The organism is Salipiger sp. PrR002 (assembly GCF_010500775.1).
Taxonomy (GTDB): Bacteria; Pseudomonadota; Alphaproteobacteria; order Rhodobacterales; family Rhodobacteraceae; genus Salipiger.
Genome location: NZ_JAAGOU010000018.1, coordinates 69,936 through 91,346, shown reverse-complemented (window position 1 = coordinate 91,346; position 21,411 = coordinate 69,936). Strand labels below are relative to the sequence as shown.

Annotated in this window: 22 protein-coding genes; 12 read left to right on the top strand and 10 right to left on the bottom strand. The window is 65.5% G+C overall.

All coding sequences use genetic code 11. The features are described 5' to 3' along the window. The first annotated feature begins 446 nt into the window (after nt 1-446). Complete coding sequence (locus tag G0A00_RS17415) at nt 447-2,180, top strand: alpha-amylase family glycosyl hydrolase (protein ID WP_164183876.1); 1,734 nt, start codon at nt 447-449, stop codon at nt 2,178-2,180. A gap of 130 nt (nt 2,181-2,310) precedes the next feature. After that, complete coding sequence (locus G0A00_RS17410) at nt 2,311-2,949, top strand: DedA family protein (protein ID WP_164183878.1); 639 nt, start codon at nt 2,311-2,313, stop codon at nt 2,947-2,949. 48 nt (nt 2,950-2,997) lie between these two features. Here the strand turns inward: G0A00_RS17410 and G0A00_RS17405 are convergent, their stop codons facing one another. The 4 genes from G0A00_RS17405 to metF form a co-directional block, all read right to left on the bottom strand. Next, nucleotides 2,998-4,383, bottom strand: coding sequence for a GntP family permease (locus tag G0A00_RS17405; protein ID WP_164183880.1), 1,386 nt, complete (start codon nt 4,381-4,383; stop codon nt 2,998-3,000). 183 nt (nt 4,384-4,566) lie between these two features. After that, the gene (locus tag G0A00_RS17400; RefSeq protein WP_164183882.1) at nt 4,567-5,787 is read right to left on the bottom strand and encodes a glycosyl transferase; all 1,221 of its coding nucleotides are present in this window, start codon (nt 5,785-5,787) and stop codon (nt 4,567-4,569) included. 12 nt (nt 5,788-5,799) lie between these two features. Next, nucleotides 5,800-6,564 (bottom strand): mannosyl-3-phosphoglycerate phosphatase, encoded by a 765-nt coding sequence (locus G0A00_RS17395; RefSeq protein ID WP_164183884.1) that lies wholly within the window; start codon nt 6,562-6,564, stop codon nt 5,800-5,802. A gap of 327 nt (nt 6,565-6,891) precedes the next feature. Further along, nucleotides 6,892-7,758, bottom strand: a complete 867-nt coding sequence (gene metF / locus G0A00_RS17390) for a methylenetetrahydrofolate reductase [NAD(P)H] (RefSeq protein ID WP_164183886.1) — start codon at nt 7,756-7,758, stop codon at nt 6,892-6,894. 97 nt (nt 7,759-7,855) lie between these two features. On the opposite strand from metF, the gene G0A00_RS17385 reads away from it, so the two are divergent. Beyond that, entirely contained in the window at nt 7,856-8,761 is a 906-nt protein-coding gene (locus tag G0A00_RS17385) for a LysR family transcriptional regulator (RefSeq protein ID WP_066105724.1), read from the top strand. Between the two features lie 120 nt (nt 8,762-8,881). Here G0A00_RS17385 and G0A00_RS17380 read toward each other — a convergent pair whose 3' ends face one another. Next, complete coding sequence (locus G0A00_RS17380; protein WP_008885598.1) at nt 8,882-9,088, bottom strand: cold-shock protein; 207 nt, start codon at nt 9,086-9,088, stop codon at nt 8,882-8,884. Nucleotides 9,089-9,317: 229 nt separating this feature from the next. Between G0A00_RS17380 and G0A00_RS17375 the strand changes: the two genes are divergently transcribed. After that, the gene (locus G0A00_RS17375; RefSeq protein ID WP_066105727.1) at nt 9,318-9,632 is read left to right on the top strand and encodes an arsenate reductase family protein; all 315 of its coding nucleotides are present in this window, start codon (nt 9,318-9,320) and stop codon (nt 9,630-9,632) included. A 127-nt stretch (nt 9,633-9,759) separates the two neighbouring features. On the opposite strand, the gene thrS is transcribed toward G0A00_RS17375, so the two are convergent. Further along, nucleotides 9,760-11,706, bottom strand: a complete 1,947-nt coding sequence (gene thrS / locus G0A00_RS17370; RefSeq protein WP_164183888.1) for a threonine--tRNA ligase — start codon at nt 11,704-11,706, stop codon at nt 9,760-9,762. Between the two features lie 251 nt (nt 11,707-11,957). Between thrS and G0A00_RS17365 the strand changes: the two genes are divergently transcribed. Together G0A00_RS17365 and G0A00_RS17360 are read left to right on the top strand one after the other, a co-directional pair. Then, nucleotides 11,958-12,626 (top strand): DNA-3-methyladenine glycosylase I, encoded by a 669-nt coding sequence (locus G0A00_RS17365; RefSeq protein WP_164183890.1) that lies wholly within the window; start codon nt 11,958-11,960, stop codon nt 12,624-12,626. Nucleotides 12,627-12,728: 102 nt separating this feature from the next. After that, nucleotides 12,729-14,003, top strand: coding sequence for an MFS transporter (locus G0A00_RS17360; protein WP_164183892.1), 1,275 nt, complete (start codon nt 12,729-12,731; stop codon nt 14,001-14,003). Here the strand turns inward: G0A00_RS17360 and G0A00_RS17355 are convergent. After that, on the bottom strand, nt 13,982-14,869 hold the full coding sequence (locus tag G0A00_RS17355) for a LysR family transcriptional regulator ArgP (protein WP_164183894.1): 888 nt from the start codon (nt 14,867-14,869) through the stop codon (nt 13,982-13,984). The genes G0A00_RS17360 and G0A00_RS17355 overlap by 22 nt on opposite strands. 93 nt (nt 14,870-14,962) lie before the next feature. Here G0A00_RS17355 and G0A00_RS17350 point away from each other — a divergent pair, with 93 nt between their 5' ends. From G0A00_RS17350 to G0A00_RS17330, 5 genes are all read left to right on the top strand, one after another. Continuing rightward, a complete protein-coding gene (locus G0A00_RS17350; RefSeq protein WP_164183896.1) occupies nt 14,963-15,562 on the top strand; it encodes a LysE/ArgO family amino acid transporter in 600 nt (199 codons plus the stop codon). A 45-nt stretch (nt 15,563-15,607) separates the two neighbouring features. Then, the gene (locus G0A00_RS17345) at nt 15,608-16,507 is read left to right on the top strand and encodes a DMT family transporter (protein WP_235953209.1); all 900 of its coding nucleotides are present in this window, start codon (nt 15,608-15,610) and stop codon (nt 16,505-16,507) included. Between the two features lie 146 nt (nt 16,508-16,653). Beyond that, the gene (locus G0A00_RS17340; protein WP_066105746.1) at nt 16,654-16,851 is read left to right on the top strand and encodes a hypothetical protein; all 198 of its coding nucleotides are present in this window, start codon (nt 16,654-16,656) and stop codon (nt 16,849-16,851) included. A 249-nt stretch (nt 16,852-17,100) separates the two neighbouring features. Continuing rightward, nucleotides 17,101-17,691, top strand: a complete 591-nt coding sequence (locus tag G0A00_RS17335; protein WP_368667711.1) for a thermonuclease family protein — start codon at nt 17,101-17,103, stop codon at nt 17,689-17,691. 98 nt (nt 17,692-17,789) lie between these two features. Then, nucleotides 17,790-18,041, top strand: coding sequence for a YdcH family protein (locus tag G0A00_RS17330; protein WP_164183899.1), 252 nt, complete (start codon nt 17,790-17,792; stop codon nt 18,039-18,041). A 12-nt stretch (nt 18,042-18,053) separates the two neighbouring features. Here the strand turns inward: G0A00_RS17330 and G0A00_RS17325 are convergent, their stop codons facing one another. Next, nucleotides 18,054-18,581 (bottom strand): glutathione peroxidase, encoded by a 528-nt coding sequence (locus tag G0A00_RS17325; protein WP_164183901.1) that lies wholly within the window; start codon nt 18,579-18,581, stop codon nt 18,054-18,056. Nucleotides 18,582-18,743: 162 nt separating this feature from the next. Between G0A00_RS17325 and G0A00_RS17320 the strand changes: the two genes are divergently transcribed. Further along, entirely contained in the window at nt 18,744-19,013 is a 270-nt protein-coding gene (locus G0A00_RS17320; protein WP_164183903.1) for a DksA/TraR family C4-type zinc finger protein, read from the top strand. Here G0A00_RS17320 and G0A00_RS17315 read toward each other — a convergent pair. Then, nucleotides 19,006-19,353, bottom strand: a complete 348-nt coding sequence (locus G0A00_RS17315) for a hypothetical protein (protein WP_235953210.1) — start codon at nt 19,351-19,353, stop codon at nt 19,006-19,008. The genes G0A00_RS17320 and G0A00_RS17315 overlap by 8 nt on opposite strands. An 86-nt stretch (nt 19,354-19,439) precedes the next feature. Further along, nucleotides 19,440-21,254, bottom strand: coding sequence for a M3 family oligoendopeptidase (locus G0A00_RS17310; protein WP_164183905.1), 1,815 nt, complete (start codon nt 21,252-21,254; stop codon nt 19,440-19,442). Nucleotides 21,255-21,411 lie beyond the last annotated feature (157 nt).

Genomic DNA, 21,411 nt, shown 5'->3' with positions numbered 1-21,411 from the left:
GCGGCGACGATGCCGCGGGTCGAGGGGCATTGCACGGTGAGGGCGTAGGAGGAGCTCATGATCGGTCCGTTTCTTTCCCGAAGGTCTGTCTGGGGATGTCGCTGCCGCCTGCGCCGGGGGAGGTCAAGCGGAATACCGCGCCATCAAAGCGCAACTTTCTGCGCTTGCGCGGTGCCGGGGCGACATGTTTCTCGGCAGATGCGACAGGGACGTCATCGGAAACTCCTGCCCGCCTGCGCGGCATAGGGCAGGCGGCGGGCAGGCCGCGTCGCTGCCCAATGCGCGGGCGGCGGCGATGCGGGAAGATGCACCTCAGAGGTGTGTTTGCGGACTAACCGCTTGTGAAATAGGGAAGGAGGCCTTACCCCAAGGGAAAGTGCCCGGAAGTCCGTGCCGTCCTCTCGGCTTCCCGGCCTGCAAACCCGGACCCGTCGAGACACGTTTTCATGACCGAAACTTCCTTCAGCGCCCGCCTTTCAGAACTTCTGCATTTCATCTATCCCGATCTCAATGCCGACATCCTGTCCAGTCAGGTCATCGACGCCTTCTGGCCCGAGAACAAGAGCCGGCGCCGACAGCCGCGCAAACCGGGCAACAATCTGTGGTCGCAAAAAGATGCGGTGCTGATCACTTATGGCGACAGTCTGATCGACGGCAGCCACAAGCCGCTCGATTTGATGAACCACTTCCTGCGCAGCCGGATGAAGGGCGTGGTCAACGGCGTGCATGTTCTGCCGTTCTTCCCCTTCACCTCTGACGACGGCTTTGCGGTGACCGACTATCGCAAGGTGAACCCGCAGCTTGGCGACTGGGTGGACATCACCCGCATCGGCGACGAGTTTCACCTGATGTCGGATCTGGTGCTCAACCACGTCTCTTCGCAGGGGGTGTGGTTCAACGCCTACCGGCAGGGGCAGAAGCCGTTTGACGAATTCTTCTTCGAGGCCTCGCCCGACGACGATGTGTCGATGGTGGTGCGCCCGCGCACGACGCCGCTGCTGCAGGAGGTCGAGACGGCGATGGGCACGCGCTATGTCTGGTGCACCTTCAGCCACGACCAGATCGACCTCGACTTCCGCAACCCCGAGGTGCTGCTGGAGATCCTGCGCATCATCCGCCTGCATGTGGACAATGGCGTGCGGATCATCCGGCTCGACGCGGTGGCCTTCCTGTGGAAGGAGATCGGCACCAACTGCATCCACCTGCCGCAGACCCACGCGGTGATCCGCCTGCTGCGGCTGCTGATGGATTACGCCACCGAAAGCGTCATCCTGCTGACCGAGACCAATGTGCCGAAGGCCGAGAACCTCTCGTATTTCGGCCACCGCAACGAAGCGCATATGGTCTACAACTTCCCGCTGCCGCCGCTGGTGCTGCACGCGATGATGGCGGGGACGGCGAAATATCTCAACGACTGGCAGCGTGCCATGCCGCCCGCGCCGCTGGGCTGCGCCTATCTCAACTTCACCGCGTCGCACGACGGCATCGGCATGCGCCCGGCCGAGGGGCTGCTGCCGCCTGAGGAAGTGGGCAAGGTCATCGACACCGCCAAGGAACTGGGCGGGCTGGCCTCTATGCGCTCGCTGCCCGGCGGCGGCGAGAGCGTCTATGAGCTCAACTGCGCCTTCTTTGCCGCCATGGCGCGCACCTATAAGGGCGAGGATGACCAGCATCTGCCGCGGTTCCTGTGCTCGCAGACCATCGTCATGTCGCTGGAGGGGATCCCGGCCTTTTACATCCACTCGATGCTGGGCACGCCCAATGATCTCGAGGCGGTGCAGCGGCGCGGGATGAACCGCGCGATCAACCGCCACCGCTGGGACTATGGGCAGCTCAACGCCTACCTCGATGATCCAGAGACCGTGCATGCGCAGGTGCTGGAGATGCTGTCGGACCGGCTGCGGCTGCGCGCCGAGCAGGCGGGCTTCCATCCCAACGCGACGCAGTTCACGCTCAATCTCGACGAGCGGGTGTTCGGCCTGTGGCGGCAATCGCTGGACCGCTCGCAGTCGATCTTTGCGTTGCACAATTGCTCGGACGAAGAGGTGGTGATCCCGCACGAGGGGCTGAACCTGATCGCCGACGAGCATTGGGTCGACCTGCTGTCGGGTGAGACCATCGAGGCCGGGCCGGTGACATTGGCGCCCTATCAGTGCCGCTGGATCTCGAACCAAGGGTAGGGGTCTCAAGGGGGCGCTGCCCCCGTCCGCCGGTGGCGGATTCCCCCGGGATATTTGTGTCTAGACGAAGCGGGCGGTGAACCTTCGGGCGTTTTCGCGCGTTGACCTGTGCAAACGTCTGGAGGGTGGCATGTTCGACTGGATCTCGGGGTTCATTGACGCGGTAGGGGCGTTCGGCATCGGTTTGCTGATGTTTCTCGAAAACGTCTTCCCGCCGATCCCGTCCGAACTGATCATGCCGCTGGGTGGGTTCAACGCCGCCGCCGGGACCGAGCATCTCTTCTGGGTGATCGTCGCGGGCTCGATCGGCTCGCTCGCCGGGGCGCTGTTCTGGTACTGGATCGGGCGCAGGCTGGGCACGCACCGGCTGAAGCGGCTGGCCGCGAAACATGGCCGCTGGCTCACCATTCTTCCCGAAGACCTCGACCGCTCCAACGATTGGTTCACGCGCCATGGCGGCAGCGCGGTGCTTATCGGGCGGCTGATCCCGACGGTGCGCACCTTCATTTCGGTGCCTGCGGGCGTGGCGCGGATGCCGCTGGCGAGCTTCATGGCTTTCTCGGCGGTGGGCACGGTCAGTTGGACCGCGTTTCTGGCCTTCGCGGGGTTCCTGCTGGGCTCGCAATACGGACTGGTGGCGGGCTGGCTCGACCCGGTGTCCACCGCCGTCGTCGTGGGGATCGTCGGCGTCTACATCTGGCGCGTGGCCACCTACGGGCGGCGCAAGACCCGCAAGGCGGGCGCGCGGGAGGATCAGACCGAGGCATGAAAAAAGGGGCGCCAGCGGCGCCCCTTTCTCAGTCATCCGTGCGCTGCGTCAGAGACCCAGCGAGCCCAGCACGATCACGGTGATCGTCGCGAAGACCGGGATCGCCACGGCGACCACGAAGATATCGGCGTAGCTCTTCTTATGGGTCATGCCGGTGATCGCCAGCAGGGTGATCACCGCGCCATTGTGCGGCAGCGCGTCAAAGCCGCCCGAGGACAGCGCCGTCACCCGGTGCATGAGCCCCATGGAGACGCCCTGATCCATGCCCATGGCCGCGAATTGCTCGCCAAGCGCGTTGAGCGCGATGGACATGCCGCCCGAAGCCGAGCCGGTGATGCCCGCAAGCACGTTCACCGCCACCGCCAGCGAGGCGACCGGGTTCTCGGGAAAGAGGCCCAGCACGGCGTCGCGGATCAGCCCGAAGGCGGGCAGCGAGGCGATGACCGCGCCGTAGCCGACCTCGGAGGCAGTGTTGAAGATCGGCAGGAGCGAGCCCATCGTACCGTTGTTCACCGTCTCTTTCACGTCCGCGAAGCGGCGCCAGTTCAGCGCCACGGCGAGGATGATCGAGACCACCAGCGACACGATGATCGCCCAGATGCCTGCGACGCGCGACAGCGAGGTCTCGCCGTATTGCGGGTCTGCGAGGTAGTCGGCGGACATGTTGGGGATCACCACATAGGTGAAGAGCGCGTTGAGCGCGATCACCGCAATCACCGGCGCGATCGCCGCGGCAAAGCCCGGGCGGTCGGCATCCTCGGGCAGCGAGGAATCCGCCGCGGTGCGCTCATGGGTGCCGTAGCCCTCGCCGCGGCCCTGCGCGGCCTTGGCGCGGCGGCTCAGCCAGAGCGTGCCGCCCGCCAGCATGATCAGACCCGCCAGCGTGCCCAGCAGCGGCGCCGCAAAGACGTTGGTGCCGAAGAACGGGATCGGGATCGCGTTCTGGATCGCCGGGGTGCCGGGGAAGGCGGTCATGGTGAAGGTGAACGAGCCGAGCGCGATGGCTGCGGGCAGCAGGCGCTTGGGCACATCAGCGCGGCGGAACAGCGCGTTGGCGATCGGGTAGATGGCGAAGGCCACCACAAAGAGCGACACACCGCCGAAGGTGAGCACGCCGCAGGCCAGAACGACGGCGAGGATCGCGCGGTCACCGCCGACCCATTCGACGATCTTCTCGGCGATGGTCCGTGCCGCGCCGCCATCGGCCATGACCTTGCCGAAGATCGCGCCCAGCAGGAACAGCGGGAAATAGGTGATCACGTAGCCGCCGAGCGACTTCATGAAGACCTGCGTATAGGTGGCCAGAACCGGCAGACCGCCCGACATCAGCACGGCCAGCATGGCCAGAAGCGGTGCCAGGATCAGCACGTTGATGCCGCGGTAGGCCAGATACATCAGCAGGCCAAGCGACACTATGATCCCAATGAGACCCATTCTTCTCCTCCTCTCGATTTGAAGCACCCCGCGGGGAGGCACCGGGCATGGGAGGTCCGGCGCGGGCAGGGCTCTAAAAATCCTCTACTCGGACGAGAGTTAGGGGAGGTCAATGCGACGTCCCGGTGAAGGACGCGACGTCGCAAGGGATCTGTGATCACTGTGACGTGAGGTCGGCGGGCTTCAGCCGAATTCGGCCTCATCTGCCGCCACCGCTGCGCGGAAATCGGCCAGCAGCGAGGGGTCGGCGGAATGCACCCGGTTCCACGTGGGAATGAACGGCGTCTCCTGCGGGTTCTCGATAAAGAGCTGCCCGGCCCGCACGATGTTTTCGCCGAACATCTCGATGCTGCGCTCTTCGGCGTGGCGGTCGATGGTCAGGCCGTTCATCTTGGCATCCGCCGAATAGGCCTCCAGCAGGTCGAGCGCGGAGCGGTAGTAGGTGGCCTTCAGCGTTCGGAAGACATGCGGGGTGAACACCGTGCCATCGGCGGCGAGCTTGCGGAAGATCGCCTTGCAGATGTCGACGGACATGCGCGACAGACCTTTGGAGGCGTCTTCCTGCGACAGATCCTGATGTTTGTGGTCGTAGATGTCGGCGATCTCGACCTGACACACCTGCCGCGGGCCAAGGTTGCGCCACGCCTCAGACAGAACGCCGATCTCGAGCCCCCAGTCCGAGGGAATGCGCAGGTCCGGCAGCAGGCCGGTGCGCAGCGCCATCTCGCCCGAGAGCGGGTAGCGGAAGGCGCGCAGGTAGTCGATGTAATCGCGGTCTCCGATGGTGCGCTTGAGCGCGATCAGCAGCGGCGAGACCAGCAGGCGGGTGACCCGGCCATTGAGCTTTCCGCCGCCGACGCGCGGGTAATAGCCCTTTGACAGCTGATAGCTGAAAGTGGGGTTGGCCACCGGGTAGACCAGCCGGTCGAGAAGCTCGCGCGTGTAGGTGACGATATCGCAATCGTGGATCGCCATGACCGAACTGTCGGCGCAGGAGATGAGATAGCCCATGCAGCCCCAGACGTTCTTGCCCTTGCCGGGCTCCTGCGGCGCAAGGCCGAGCGCCTCCAGCCGTCCCATGATCTCGAGCATGCGCGGGCTGTCGTTCCAGATCACCGTGGTTTGCTGCGGCAGCACCGAAAAGAACTCGCGGGCGTGGCGGTACTGCGCCTCATCGGCGCGGTCGAGGCCGATGACTATGCGGTGCAGATAAGTGACCTTGCTCAGTTCCGACAGGATGTTGGGCAGCGCGTCGCCTTCAAGCTCGGAAAAGAGCGAGGGCAGGATCAGCGAGATTTTCCGGCTCTGCGCATAGGTCTCGAGCTCGTAGATCATCTCTTCGATGGGGCGCGAGCGCAGGTTGTGGAACTGGGCAATATTGCCGTTCTGCTGGAAGTCGGCCATGGCGGTAGTCTCCTAGAGCCCGAGGTCGTCGAGTAGTGAAAGAATGGCGGTGTTCCAGCCCTCGGGGCCGGGCAGGGCGGTGCGACGGATTTGGCCCGTCTGCTCGCCCGGCAAGGGCGGGATGCCGTTGCCATGATCGTTGCGGATGATGACGCCATGATCGGCGCTCTCGATCATTTCGATGTCATTGGGGGCGTCGCCAAGCGCGATGGCGGTGTCGCAACCCAGGTCGTGCAGGATGCCCGCCATTTGCTGCGCCTTGGTGCCGCCGAAGGACAGCGTGAGAAAGCGGCCGCCCTTGCGGGCGTGGATGCCTCGCTCGGCCAGCGCGGCAAGGAAGTCATCCTGCTCGGCCTCGCTGCCGGACCAGAGGCCGGGCTCGGTGAAACGCCGTTTGCGGGCCAGAGCGGCGCCATCGAGGGGCAGGCCAGTGACCCGCGCCACCTCGGCAGCGTCCATATCGCCGAAGCCTTTGAAATGCTGTGCCTGTTCCGGAAGGGCTGCCAGCGCGTCGCGCAGTTTCGCGTAAACCGGCGCATCCTCGGAGAGCGCGCCGGGCGCGATCCGATCGGCGCCGTTCTCGACGATGGCGGGCCAGTCGCCAAGGCCCAGCTCGGCATGTAGCGGCGCGATTTCAGCTGCGGTCTTGGAAGAGGCGAGGATCAGCGGGATGCCGCGCGCCTTCAGCGCGCTGAGGGCGGGCTGCGCCGCGGCATAGGAGTAGCTGCCATGATCGAGCAGCGTCCCGTCGAGATCGGTGAAAACCGCCAGCCGCAAACCCTGCTCCTTATTCTGTCCCCGAGGTCAGTTAAGCCGATGGGATCGGGGAAGGGAACAGGCCCGCGCCGAGGAAATGACTAAGATGCGGGGATTGGGTGGAAAAGAGGCAGTGTGCAACACAGGCTAAGAGCGGGGGGAGCCGGGCGAGCGCCGGCCCGTGGGGTGGCGCATCGACGAGTGAGGTCTGCGCTTTATCTCGGCCAAGTTCGTGCGAAAACCGAACGCCGTGCTACGATGAAAAAGCGCCAGCCCGCCGGGACGGGCCGGCGCTCGCCCGGCGGCTTCGCCTTGATCCCGGGCGCAGTCCAGCGCTCGCAAATGCCCTCAGGCCACGTTCTCGAGCTTGTTGTCCGGCGTCACGCCAAGGGCGTAGCACACGTCGCGGGTCAGCTCGGGGCGGTTGAGCGTATAGAAGTGCAGCTTGTCGACGCCGCCTTCGATCAGCTCGTTGCACAGTTCGGTGCACATTGCCGTGGCCAAAAGGTCCTGACGGTCGTCACGCTCGGCCTTCTCGAAGGCTTCGATCACCCAAGCGGGGATCTTGGTGCCGGTGGCTTCGGCGAAGCGGCGCGCGCCCTTCCAGTTCTCGATCGGCAGGATGCCCGGCACGATCGGTTTGTCGATCCCGGCCTTCTCGCATTCGTCGCGGAAGCGGAAGAAGCTCTCGGCCTCGAAGAAGAACTGCGTCAGCGCCTCGGATGCGCCCGCGTCGAACTTGCGCTTGAGGTATTCCACATCCGCCGTGGCGGTGGGCGCCTCGGGGTGCTTGTCGGGGTAGGCGCCGACGCGGATGTTGAAATCGCCCGCCTCGCGCAGCGCTTCGATCAGTTCGATCGACGAGTTGAAGCCCTCGGGGTGCGGGGTGAAGCCGTTGGCGCCCTTGGGCGGGTCGCCGCGCAGCGCAACGATGTCGTTCACACCTGCCTCTTTGAACTGGCGCGCGATGGCCAGCGTTTCCTCGCGGGTGGCGTCGACGCAGGTGAGATGCGCGGCGACCTTCAGGCCCGAGTTCTTATGCAGCGTCGCCACCACGTCACGGGTCAGCTCGCGGGTGGTGCCGCCCGCGCCATAGGTGACCGACACAAAGCGCGGACCCAGCGGCGAGAGCGCCTGCACGGTGTCCCACAGGCGGAAGGTCGCCTCGATGTTGCGGGGCGGGAAGAATTCGAATGAGATGTCGGGGCGCGTCATGGGCCGGGACTCCAGTTTGGATTTCGGTCCTTGTGACAGAAGAGCGTCCGTGAGACAAACTCATACTTCTCAAGAACAACATGAGGCGAACGCGAAGATGCACATCGAGTTCCGTCACCTGCGCACGATCAAAGCCATCCATGAAGCAGGGGGGCTCGCGCGTGCCGCCGATCAGCTGAACATAACGCAATCGGCGCTTTCGCACCAGATCAAGGGGCTGGAGGATCAGGCCGGGGTGGAGCTTTTCGTGCGCCGTTCAAAGCCGATGAAGCTTTCGGCGGCGGGGCTGCGGCTGCTGCGGCTGGCGGATCAGGTGCTGCCGCAGGTGGATGCGGCGCTGGCCGAGTTCGACGGTCTGCGCAAGGGCTCGGCGGGGCGTCTGCATATCGCCATCGAGTGTCACGCCTGTTTCGAATGGCTTTTCCCGGTGCTCGAGGGCTTTCGCAAAAGCTGGGGCGACGTGGATGTGGACATCCGCCCCGGCCTCGCCTTCGACGCGCTTCCGGCGCTGATGAAGGAAGAGGTCGATGTGGTGATCTCTTCCGACCCCGAGGACCTGCCGGGCATCACCTTCACCCCGCTCTTCGAGTACCATCCGGTCTTTGTCGCCTCCTCGCAGCACCCGCTGGCCGAGAAACCGTGGATCGAGGCGCAGGACTTCCGCGGCGAGACGCTGATCACCTATCCGGTGGAGCGCTCGCGGCTCGATATCTTCTCGCAATTGCTGAGCCCGGCGAAGGTCGAACCGGCGGCGATTCGCCAAGTGGAGCTCACCGCGGTGATTCTGCTATTGGTTGCATCGAATCGCGGCGTTTCAGTTTTACCGGATTGGGTGGTGCGCGAGGTGAAGTATAATTCCGATTATATCACCCGCCCGCTGACCGAAGCGGGGATCACCCGGCGGCTCTATGCGGCGACGCGCAGCGAGGATCTGGAAAAGCCCTATATGCAGGATCTGATCCGGCTGGCCGGGCAGGAGGCGCGCCGCCTGCAGGCGCAATAGGCGTTAAAGGGGCCCAAAAAACAAAACGCGCCGGAGCCACAGGGCAGGCCGACGCGCAGGCAAAGACTTATTGGACCCGACCCCAAGAAGGGGGAGGGTCAGATTCGAAGATTTTGATTTTTAAAGAGTTTTCAGGTCAGACGCCATCATGCGTCCGTCGCGACCTTCCTTGAGCTCGTAGCTCACTTTCTGGTTGTCGGCGAGGCCGGTGAGCCCAGAACGCTCAACAGCCGAGATATGGACGAATACGTCCTTGCCGCCTTCTTCAGGTGCGATGAAGCCGTAGCCTTTGGTGGTATTGAACCATTTCACGGTGCCGCTCGGCATGTCTCCGTGCTCCTTCCAACTTTCCTGTTTCTGCCCGTAATGCGGGCGCCCCGTCACATTCGCCTCTCAGGGAAAGGAAGCCGGTCCCAGCGGATTTCCTGACTTTCCGGGTCTGATCATCGAAGGTCACGACCCAAGAGTTGCATGGTGCCTGCAAAAATCAAGCGAAAGGCTTCGCACCTGCGGCATTAAGCAATAAATTGTGCCGGGAAGATGAAGGAGATGGCGTATGCTGATCTACGGGTTAAAGACCTGCGATACCTGCCGGAAGGCGGTGAAAGCCCTGCCGCAGGCGGAATTTTTGGATGTTCGCGCTGACGGTGTGCCGACCGATGTGCTGGAAGCGGCGCAGGCCCGTTTTGGCGACAAGCTGCTGAACACCCGCTCGACCACATGGCGCGGTCTGGACGAGGCAGAGCGCGCGCGCCCGCCGCTGGAATTGCTGGCCGACCATCCGACGCTGATGAAACGCCCGCTCATCGTGGACGGCGACAGCATGTATCTGGGCTGGACCAAGGACGTGCAGGCGGCGCTGGCAGGCTGAGGGTTTCGCCCGGAGCCAAGGCGAAGCCGCCGGGCCAGCGAACGCTCGGCTCTCATTGCACCGGCACCGCGACGAAAAAAGCCCCGGGCCTGTGCCCGGGGCTTTCTCATGTCACGAACTGAACAGCTCAGCGCAGATCGGGCGCGGTGGCATCCAGCGACAGCGCCGCGATCAGCTCGTCGAGCGCCTGCACCTGGGTCTGCTTCTCGCCAAGGCGGCGCACGGTGACCGTGCGTTCCTCAACCTCGCGGTGACCCACGGCAAGGATCACCGGCACTTTGCCGACCGAGTGCTCGCGCACCTTGTAGTTGATCTTCTCGTTGCGCGTGTCGGCCTCGGCCCGCACACCCGCATCGCGCAGCGCCGCGACGACCTCGTTCACATAGTCATCCGCCTCGGAGGTGATCGAGGCGACCACCACCTGCCGCGGCGCGAGCCAGAACGGCAGCTTGCCGGCGTGTTCCTCGATCAGGATGCCGATGAACCGCTCGAAGCTGCCCAGCACGGCGCGGTGCAGCATGACGGGGCGGTGCTTCTCGCCATCTTGGCCGATGTAGGACGCATCCAGACGCTCGGGCAGGTTGGGGTCCACCTGCAGCGTGCCGCACTGCCAATCCCGGCCGATCGCGTCGGTCAGGGTGAACTCCAGCTTCGGGCCGTAGAAGGCGCCTTCGCCTTCCTGCAGCTCGAAATCGTAGCCCGCGGCCTTGCAGGCATCGCCAAGCGCCGCCTCGGTGCGGTCCCAGCTTTCGTCCGAGCCGATGCGCTTTTCGGGGCGGGTCGAGAGCTTGATCGTCCAGTTCTCGAAGCCCAGATCGGAATAGATCGACGCAAGGAACTCGATGAACTTCTTGGTCTCCGCCTCGATCTGCGCGTCGGTGCAGAAGATATGCGCGTCGTCTTGGGTGAAACCGCGCACCCGCATGATGCCGTGCAGCGCACCCGAGGGCTCGTAGCGGTTGCACGAGCCGAACTCGGCCATGCGCAGCGGCAGGTCGCGGTAGGACTTCAGGCCCTGATTGAACACCTGCACGTGGCACGGGCAGTTCATCGGCTTGAGCGCGTTGATCGCCTTCTCGCGGGCATGTTCCTCGTCCACTTCGACGATGAACATGTTCTCCTGATAGTTGTCCCAGTGGCCCGAGGCTTCCCACAGCTTACGGTCCACAACCTGCGGCGTGTTCACCTCCACATAGCCGTCCCGCTCTTGGCGGCGGCGCATGTAGTCCTGCAGCGTGGTGTAGATTTTCCAGCCATTGGGGTGCCAGAAGATCTGCCCCGGCGCTTCCGGCTGCAGGTGGAACAGATCCATCTCGCGGCCCAGCTTGCGGTGATCGCGCTTGGCGGCTTCCTCAAGGAAGTTGAGGTATTTCTTCAGCTCGTCGCGGTTGCGGAAGGCCACGCCGGTGATCCGCTGCAGCATCGGGCGCGAGGTGTCGCCGAACCAATAGGCCCCCGAGACGCCCATCAGCTTGAAGGCGTCGGCGGGCAGCTGCCCGGTGTGCTGCAGGTGCGGGCCGCGGCAGAGGTCCTGCCACTCACCGTGCCAGTACATACGGATCGGCGCACCTTCGGGGATGCGGTCCACCAGCTCGACTTTGTAGCCCTCGCCGCTGTCCTCGTAGAACTTGCGCGCGCGGTCGCGGTCCCAGATCTCGGTCTTCACCTCGTCACGGGCGGCGATGATCTCTTTCATCTTCGCCTCGATCTGCCCCAGATCCTCGGGAGTGAAGGGCTCGGCGCGGTCAAAATCGTAGAACCAGCCGTATTCGGTGACCGGGCCGATGGTGACCTTGGTGTCGGGCCAGATCGCCTGCACCGCGCGCGCCATGACGTGCGCCAGATCGTGGCGGATCAGCTCGAGCGCCTGCTCTTCGTCCTGCAGGGTGTGGATCGCGATCGTGCTGTCGGCGTCGATGGGCCACTGCAGGTCCCAATGCGCGCCGTTTACGGTGGCGGAGATGGCCTTTTTGGACAGGCTCTTGGAGATGGCGGCAGCGACCTCGGCAGGGGTCACACCCTGCTCGAATTCACGCGCGTTACCATCAGGAAATGTCAGGGAAATCTGGCTCATTGGCCTAGTCTCCTCGTCGGTCTGGCGCCCACGGAACGCCCGGTTGCGGGTTATATGTCGTGCCGCCTTGTGGCGCCCGCGGGTAGGGCTGTCAAGCCAAGGGTGCTTCTTCTCTTTCTAAATACGCCGGGGGAGTCGCGGCGCAGCCGCGGCGGGGGCAGAGCCCCCTACATCACCGTAGCCATCAAGTCCGAAGGGCTAGGCAAGCGCTTGGCGATGCGCCACGCTGGCCAAGGTTCACGGAGATCTCCATGCGCACATTCGACGACATCCTTCAAATCGCCGCCGAGCGCCATGGCGGGCGCGACGCGGCGCTTGCCGACATTCCCGCGCCGCTGTCGCCCGAAGAGATCGCCGCACTGCCTGACGCGCGCTTCCTTGCGGCCATGGCCCGCGGCATCTTTCAGGCCGGGATCAGCTGGAAGGTGGTCGACGCCAAATGGCCCGGCATCACCGAGGCCTTCCACGATTTCGAACCGGGCCCGGTCTCGATGATCGAAGGTGAGGCGCTGGATGCGCTTCTGTCGGACCGGCGGGTGATCCGCTCGGGGCCGAAGATCACCGCGATCCGCGACAACGCCGTGTTCATCCTCGACACCGCCGCCGAGCATGGCAGTTTCGCCCGCCGTATTGCCGATTGGCCGGTCAGCGAGTTCGACGGGCTGCTCGATTGGCTCAAGCGCGGCGGCGCGCGTCTCGGCGGCAACACCGGCGCCTATATGCTGCGCGCCGTGGGCAAGGATGGCTATGTGCTCAGCCGCGACGTGGTGGGGCGGCTGATCGCCGAAGGGGTGATCGACAAGGCGCCGACCTCCCGCCGGGCGATGGCGGCGGTGCAGGGGGCGTTCAACCTCTGGGCAGAGCAAGGCGGCCAGCCGCTGACCACCATCAGCCGCGTGCTCGCGCGCAGCATCGGCTGAAAGGCGCGGCCCGGCGGGAACCTGCCGATGCGCTGCCGCGTTCTCCTGCCGGACCCACCGGCCCAGACCCACCGACATGGCAACAGCGGCAGGCACAGAGACATGACCCATATCGACGAGACGCGGCTCTACGACACCCTCACCGAAGGCGAGGACGGGGCGCCGCCCTCCGAGGCCCGCAACGGGCTGCGTCATGTGGCCTCGCTGTCGATGACCAAGCTCGCCGACGGGCTGATCAATCCCAAGCTGGTTCTGACGTGGCTGGCGCAGACGCTCGGCGCTCCGGCGGCGATCACCGGGCTGCTGGTGCCGATCCGCGAGGCGGGGGCGCTGCTGCCGCAGCTGCTGCTTGCGGGCGTGGTGCGGCGCTCGAAACAGCGCAAATGGGTCTGGGTCGCGGGCTCGGTCGGGCAGGGGCTTGCGGCGGCGGCCATGGTCGTCGTGGCGCTGACCCTGCAGGGGGTGGCTGCCGGGATCGCGCTATGCGTGCTGCTCGGGCTGCTGGCGCTGTCGCGCGCCGCCGCCTCGGTGAGCTACAAGGACGTTCTGGGCAAGACCGTTGCGAAAACCCGGCGCGGTTCGATCACCGGCACGGCGGGATCGGTCGCCTCTGCCGGGGTGGTGGTCTTTGCGCTGCTGCTGATGTCGGGCCTCTTGCAGGACGTGCCGCCCATCGCGGTGGCCATCGGCATCGCCGCGGCGCTCTGGCTTGGCGCGGCGGCGCTGTTCTCGACCCTCGAGGAAGAGGACAGCGCGCCCGAGACCGAAGCGCGGCACATTGATCTGTCGCCGCTGCGCGAAGACCCGCAGTTCCGCCGCTTCATCGCCTGTCGCGGTGCGCTGACCGTGACCTCGCTGGCGCCGCCCTATCTGGTGCTGCTCGAACAGCATGAGGGCGCGCTGCAAAAGCTCGGTGCCATGGTGCTGGCCTCGGCGCTGGCGGCCTTCGTGTCGAGCTGGGTCTGGGGGCGGCTGGCCGACCGCTCGTCGCGCAAGGTGCTGATGCTGTCGGGATTTGCCGGGGCCGCGGCGATGGCGCTTGCGGTTGTGGCGGCGCTGCTGGGCTGGACCGATCCGGTCTGGGTGACACCGGTGCTGCTTTTTGCGCTGCTGATCTCTTACCAAGGCGTGCGGCAGGGGCGCTCGACCTATCTCGTGGACATGGCACCGGAAGAGGGCCGCGCCAGCTATGCCGCGCTTGCCAACACGCTGATCGGCGGGCTGCTGTTGCTGACCGGCGCGCTCGGCGGCGGTCTGGCGGTGATCGGCCCGGTGGCGGCGCTGGCGGGCTTTGCGGTGCTGAGCCTCATCGGCGGCGTCATTGCCATCGGTCTGCATGAGGTCGAAACCCCGGATCAGGACGGCAAGAGCGCCTGACGCGCCTGCGCCCGCACCGCGCGGGTGAGCGGCGCCAGCGCGCCAGAGACCAGCCGGTTCACCTGCCAGTGCAGCGCGATCTCTTCGGGTTGTTCGGGGGCGAGCGAGACGAGGTCTCCGCTCGCCAGCAGCGGCGCGGCGAGATGTTCGGGGTTCAGCCCCCATCCCAGCCCCAGCCGCGCGGCCTCTACAAAGCCTTGGGTCGAGGGGATGCGATGCGTGGGGGGCAGCAGCGCCTCGCCGGTCACCCGCCGCAGCCAGTCGTGCTGCAGCGCGTCCTTGCCGTCAAACTGCAGCAGCGGCGCGCGGGCAAATGCCTCCAGCGTCGGGCCCTGCGGGAAATAGCGCGCGTGGAACTCTGGCGAGCAGGTCGCCAGATAGCGCATCCGGCCCAGCGGCACCGCATCGCATCCCTGCACCGGGCGGGCGTGGTCGCAGATCGCCGCCGACACCTCTCCGCGCCGCAGCCAATCGGCCGAGAACGCCTGATCGTCCAGTACGATCTCGAACAGCATCTCCAGCCCGGTCAGCGCGGGCAGAAGCCACGTCCCGAGGCTGTCGGCATTCACCGCCAGCCGCAGCCGGGCATGCGGCGCCATCTGTCCCAGATCATGACCGAGATCATGCGCCAGCGCCGCCTCGAGCAGCGCCACCTCCGAGGCGTGCCGCGCGAGGCGCGCACCGGCGGGCGTGGCGGTGCAGGGCGTGGCGCGGATCACCAGCGCCGCGCCCGCGCGGTCCTCCAGCGCCTTGATGCGTTGCGAGATCGCCGAGGGGGTGACGCTGAGCTGCCGCGCCGCAGCGTCGAAGCTGCCAAGCCGAAGCACCGCCTCCAGCGCGGCGAGTTGAGAGGGATCGTACTGCATTAGCCCATCTTAACTAGCCGCAGATTGTTTAACTAGTCTTTCTGAAACGCCGCGTGTTAGCCGGGCTGCAACGCTAAAAAACGGAGAGACATCATGCAGGCAGCAGCTGCCGGGTTCGCCCTTGGGCTTTCGCTGATCGTGGCGATCGGGGCGCAGAATGCGTTTGTGCTGCGGCAGGGGCTGCGCCGCGCGCATGTGCTGCCGGTGGTGCTGGTCTGCGCGCTGTCGGACGCAGTGCTGATCGTCGCGGGCGTCACCGGTTTTGGCCTTCTGGCGGCGCAGCTGCCGGGGCTGGAGACCGCCATGCGCTGGCTCGGCGCCGCTTTCCTGACGTGCTACGGCGCGCGCACGCTGCTCTCGGCGTGGCGCGGTGGCGGCGCGCTGCGGGCCGAAGAGGCTCCGGGCAATGGCACGTTGCGCCGCGCGGTGCTGACCTGCCTCGCGCTGACGTGGCTGAACCCGCATGTCTATCTCGACACGGTGATGCTGCTGGGCGCGGTCTCGGCGCAATATCCCGACCGGCTGGCGTTCGGGGCAGGGGCGGTGACGGCGTCCGTCATCTTCTTCTTCGCGCTTGGCTTTGGCGCGCGGCTTCTGGCGCCGGTCTTTGCGCGGCCCGTCGCGTGGCGGGTGCTGGACCTCGGGATCGGCCTGACCATGTGGGCGATTGCCCTCAAGCTGCTGCTGGGATGAGCGCGGCCCCTTGCGCCTGACGCTGGGCGGGCTACCAAAGAGCGCATGAGCACGAAGCAATCGAACCCGGTGCGGGGCATCCTCTTCATGGTCGTCACGGGGCTCTGCTTCGTGGCGGTGACCGTCACAGTCAAGCTGCTGGAAGGACGGGTGCCTGCGGCGGAATCGGCCTTCCTGCGCTATCTCTTCGGGCTGGTGTTTCTGATCCCGGCGTGGCGCGCGCTGCGCGATCTGCGGATGACGGGCCGCCAGTGGCGCCTGTCGGCGCTGCGCGGCGCGGCGCAGACGCTTGGGGTGATCTGCTGGTTCTTCGCCATGTCGCGCATCCCGCTCGCCGAGGTCACGGCGATGAACTACCTCACGCCGATCTATGTGACGGTGCTGGCGGTGCTGGTGCTGGGAGAGCGGCTTGCGCTGCGCCGGATGCTGGCGATCGTCGCGGCGCTTGGCGGCGCGCTGCTGATCCTGCGACCGGGGTTCCGAGAGCTTGATCCGGGGCATTTCGCCATGCTCGGGACGTCCATGATGTTCGCCATCTCCTATCTCATCGCCAAGATCATCACCGACGAGCTGTCGCCCGCCGTGGCGCTGGCGCTGCTGTCGATCTCGGTGACGCTGGGGCTGTTTCCCTTCGCGCTGTCGGTCTGGGTCTGGCCAAGCTGGACCGACGCGGCGATCCTTTTTGCCACAGCCGCCTTCGCCACCGGCGGGCACTACGCGATGGTGCTGGCCTTCGCCAATGCCCCGGTCACCGTCACCCAGCCCATCACCTTCCTGCAGCTGGTCTGGTCGATCACCATCGGGGCGCTGTTCTTTGCCGAGCCGGTGGATCCTTTCGTGGTCGCGGGCGGGCTGGTGATCATCGGCTCGGTGCTGTTCATCACGCTGCGCGAGGCGATGCTGAAACGCCGGATCACCCCGTCGGGGCCGGACACCAAGTTCTGAGGCCGAATTCTGCAGCATGGGTCGGGAGTGTCGCGCTGGAAACAGAGCGTTTCCTGATCATGAAAAATTCCCAAGTGCATCGCATTTCGGCCCCAATCCGCCCGCAGGGTTTCTCATGTAGAAACAGTTTTATTGGGTGTGTATCCATGTTTGCCGAGAACCGACTGACCGAAGAGTTTGACGCCGTCACCGCCTTTCTTCTGAGCGAGCGGCAAAAGTCCCTGTCCGAAGCCGAATGGCGCTTTCGCGTGAAGGGCTATGGCTATGCGCTGCGCCGGAGCGCGCGCGGTGTCGAGGTTTCCCGCCTGCCGCAGAACCGGCATCTGGGCACGCTTGACGCCTGAGCGCGGGGCAGGCCATGGGGCGTGTCCGAGCTTCGTGACGCCGCCGTGCCAGCCGCCACGCCGGGCTTATGCACGGCCCGGAAGGCATCTTAACGAAGGTTAATGAATTTGGTTGAACTTGCCGCGCCATGCGGCGATTTTGGCCAAATGATCTATATACGTTCACTTTTTGTTGGTGCTTTGGGCTCACTCCTTGCCCTAGCGTCACCCGCGCCTGCCGCACAATCGAGTTTCAGCGGATCGCTGCATGTGATCGACGGTGATACCTTCGATGTCGGCGACGTGCGCGTCCGTCTTTTTGGTGTCGATGCGCCCGAGCAGGGCCAGACCTGCGACGGCGACGGCACGCCGCAATGGAACTGCGGCGCTTGGGTCACCGATGAGGTGCGCGCGCGCTACGACGGGCGCCGCGCGCGCTGCGAGCGGCTCGACACCGATCGCTATGGGCGCGCCGTGGCGCGCTGCTCTGTGGATGGCGAGGACATGGGCCGCACGCTGGTGTCGGAGGGGCTGCTCTTTGCCTATCGCGACTACTCCATGGACTATGATCTCGACGAGAAACGCGCCGCCGTCCGGGGTGTCGGGCTGCATGGCGCGCAGGTGCAGCGCCCGGCGGCCTATCGCGCCGAGACCCGCCGCGCCGCCAATGCCGCGGCATTGGAAGAGGCGCCCGAGGGCTGTGTGATCAAGGGCAATATCTCGTCCAAAGGCGCACGCATCTACCACAGCCCCGGACAGCAGCACTACGGACCGACGCGCATCGACGAAAGCGCTGGTGAGCGGTGGTTCTGCTCTGCCGCAGAGGCCGAGGCCGCAGGCTGGCGACCGGCGCGGCGCTAGGGGCCGAAATGACCTCGGGGCACGTTGATCCGCATCAAAGTGGACCGGCGCGGGGCGTGGCAAGACAGGGGCAAGACAAGAAAAGGAGGCACCTGCCCATGTCCCATGTTCCGCATTCCCTCGCCGAAGAATTCCCGCAGTTCGCCGAGCGTATCTCGGTCCTGAAGCAGCAGGGCGGCCATTTCGCCACGCTGGCCGTGCGCTACTACGAGGTGAACCGCGAGGTGCATGGTGCCGAAAGCGGTCTCACCCCGATGGAGACGCTGGCCGAGGCCGATCTGCGCAAGCGCCGTGCCGCGCTGAAAGACGAGATCTACGCGCTGCTGGTGGCGGACGCCGAAGAGGCCTGAGCCCGAGAACGGTCAGTCGAGCAGCGGCTCGATCTGACCGGTGATCGGCGCCGAGAGGGGCAGCGTGGTGCTGCCCCAGCCCGCGACATAGTCGCCATCGGGGCCGATCAGCACTTTGTTGAAATTCCACGACGGGGTGTAGCCGTGCTCTTCCGACAGTTGGCGGAAGAACGGGTGCGCCTCTTCGCCTTTGACATGGGTGATCGTGGTCATCGGCAGGTCGATGTCGAAGTTCAGCTCGCAGAACTCCTTGACCGCCGCATCGCTGTTCAGCTCTTGCTTGAAGTCATCCGACGGCACGGCGACGACCACCAGCCCGCGCGCGCGGTAGCGGTCGTAGAGATCCTGCAGCCCGTCGAACTGTCCGGCAAAGCCGCAGCGCGAGGCGGTGTTGACTACCAGCACAGGCTGGCCGCGCCATTGCGCAAGGTCGAGCGTCCCGCCGTCGATCGACTGGAACTCGGTGGTCTCGGAAGCCACCGCCAGCGGGGCCGCCGCGGGCAGGGTGACAAGGCCGAGCAGCAGGGCAAGAATACGCATCACGAACATCTCCTTTGCGCTCACAAATAGTCTCGGTGACGTGAAGTCAATGAAATGAATACGCAGGCGGGCGCGGATTGGATCTGCGCCCGCGCACATTTGCCGAAAACGCTTGGAGCACGGCGGGGGCGCGCCTATCTTCACGGTTCAGGAGGTGACGCCATGGCCGGAGGCTGGAGCCGCGACGGCGCGGTACAAGAGCAGATCGAAGACAGCATCAAGGACGAGCTTGCGCGGATGCAGGCCCGCAAACGCCCCATGGGCGAGAGCGCGACCCATTGCGTCGAATGCGAAGAGCCGATCCCCGAAAAGCGCCGCACTGCCATTCCTGGTGTGAAGCTCTGCATCGACTGTCAGCAAGAGCGCGACGGCGCCTATCAGGCGCGCGGCGGGATCAACCGGCGCGGCTCGAAGGACAGCCAGCTCAAGTAGGATCGTCGTCCCGGGGCGCTGCTTGGGTCTCTGCACGGTCGGGATTGTCACGCCGCCGCAGCGCGCGGCCCCGTTCGAGCCCGCGCCGGTAAAGCGGCATCACGTCCAGCATCGCCACGGCAAAGCCCAGCGGGATCATCCAAAAGCCCAGCACCGGCAAAAAGCCAAGCACGCCGCCGCAGATCAGCAGCAGGCCCAGCACCAGCCGCAGCCCCGGCGGCACCTTGCGGCGCACATACACCAGAAAATGCTGCATCCGCCGCTTGATGCTGCGCTTCGGGCGCGTCCGGCCGGGGGCCGCTTGCGGCATGCCTTGGCTGTCATCGTCGCGCGGCGGCATGGGGCGGATCCTCTGGCTGCGGGGGAGAGCGGACCGTCATAGGTCCGAAAGGAAAGGGCGGGCACCTTCGCGCCCGCCCCGGAAGATCAGTCTTCCATCGCTTCAAGCTCGTCGATGAAGCCCTCGATCATCGACAGGCCCTTGTCCCAGAACTTGGGATCGGTGGCGTCGAGGCCGAAGGGCGCGAGCAGCGCCTTGTGGTGCTTCGAGCCGCCGGCCTTCAGCATGTCGAAATACTTGTCCTGGAACCCTTCGGGGTTGGCCTCGTATTCCGCGTAAAGCGCGTTCACCAGCCCGTCACCGAAGGCATAGGCGTAGACGTAGAAGGGCGAGTGCACGAAATGCGGGATATAGGCCCAGAAGGTCTCGTAGCCCTCCATGAAGTCGAAGGCATCGCCGAGGCTTTCCGCCTGCACCGACATCCACAGCGCGTTGATGTCCTCGGGCGTCAGTTCGCCACCGCGGCGCGCCGCATGCAGTTTGCACTCGAAGTCATAAAAGGCGATCTGCCGCACGACCGTGTTGATCATGTCCTCGACCTTGCCCGCCAGCAGCACCTTGCGCTCTGCCTTGTCCTTGGCCTGATCGAGCAGGCGGCGGAAGGTCAGCATCTCGCCAAACACCGAGGCGGTCTCGGCCAGCGTCAGCGGCGTCGAGGCCAGCATCTCGCCCTGACCGGCGGCCAGCACCTGATGCACGCCGTGGCCCAGCTCATGCGCCAGCGTCATCACGTCGCGCGGCTTGCCGAGGTAGTTGAGCAGCACATAGGGGTGCGCGTCGGTCACCGTGGGATGGGCGAAGGCGCCCGGCGCCTTGCCGGGGTTGGCGGCGGCGTCGATCCAGCCCTTCTTGAAAAAGGGCTCGGCGATCTCGGCCATGCGCGGATCGAAACCGGCATAGGCCTCCATCACGGTCTTTTCCGCCTCGTCCCAGCCGACGATCCGGTCGGTCTCCATCGGCAGCGGCGCGTTGCGGTCCCAGACCTGCATACGGTCGAGCCCCAGCCACTTGCGCTTCAACTCGTAATAGCGGTGCGACAGGCGCGGGTAGGCATTGACCACGGCGTTGCGCAGCGCTTCGACCACCTCGGGCTCCACGTCATTGGCAAGGTGCCTTGCGTGCTGCGCCGTGGGCATCTTGCGCCAGCGGTCCATCACCTCTTTTTCCTTGGCCTGCGTGTTGTGCACGCGGGCAAAGGTGCGGATGTTCTGGCCAAAGACCCGTGCCAGTTCGTGGGCCGCGGCCTCGCGCTTGGTGCGGTCCTGTTCGGTCAGCAGGTTGAGCGTGCTCTCGATGCTCATCTCCTCGCCGTCCACGGTGAAGCTGAGCCCGGCGATGGTTTCGTCAAAGAGCCGCTCCCATGCGTCGCCGACCACGCCCATGTCGTGCAGGAAATGCTCCATCTCGTCCGACAACTGGTGCGGCTTCATCGCGCGGATGCGGTCGAAGGCGGGCTTGTAGCGGCCCAGCTCGGCATCGGCGGCAAAGAGCCCGTCGAGGAGCTCATCGTCGAGCCGGTTCAGCTCGAGCGTGAAGAACACCAGCGGCGTGGTGAAATGGGTGATCTTCTCCTGACAGTCCGACAGGAACTTGGCGCGCTCGGCGTCGATGGTCAGCTGGTAGTAGCGCAGCCCGGCAAAGGACATGATGCGGCCCGCGACCGCCTCGATCTTTTCATGGCGCTGGATCATCTCGAGGAAGCCCGCGGCATCGAGCTCGCCCAGCTTGCCCTCATAGTCATGCGCAAAGCGCGCGCAGGCGTCTTCCAGCCAGTCCAGATCGCGCTTCACCTCCGGCGCATCGGGCGCGGGATAGAGATCGGTCAGATCCCATTCCGGCAGATCGCCCAGGTTTTTGCCCCCGGCAGCGGCAGTGGCATCAAAAACGGGCCGAACGGTCATCGCGTCTCTCCTTGTTCTCATTGTTGGGAGACAGGTAAGAGCCCGCCCCCCGCAGGTTCAAGGGCAAAGCGCCGCCTCGCGCTCTGCCGCTTCGTCTAGATCAAAATATCCCGGGGTGAGGCGCGCAGCGCCGAGGGGCAGCGCCCCTTGCTGCCGC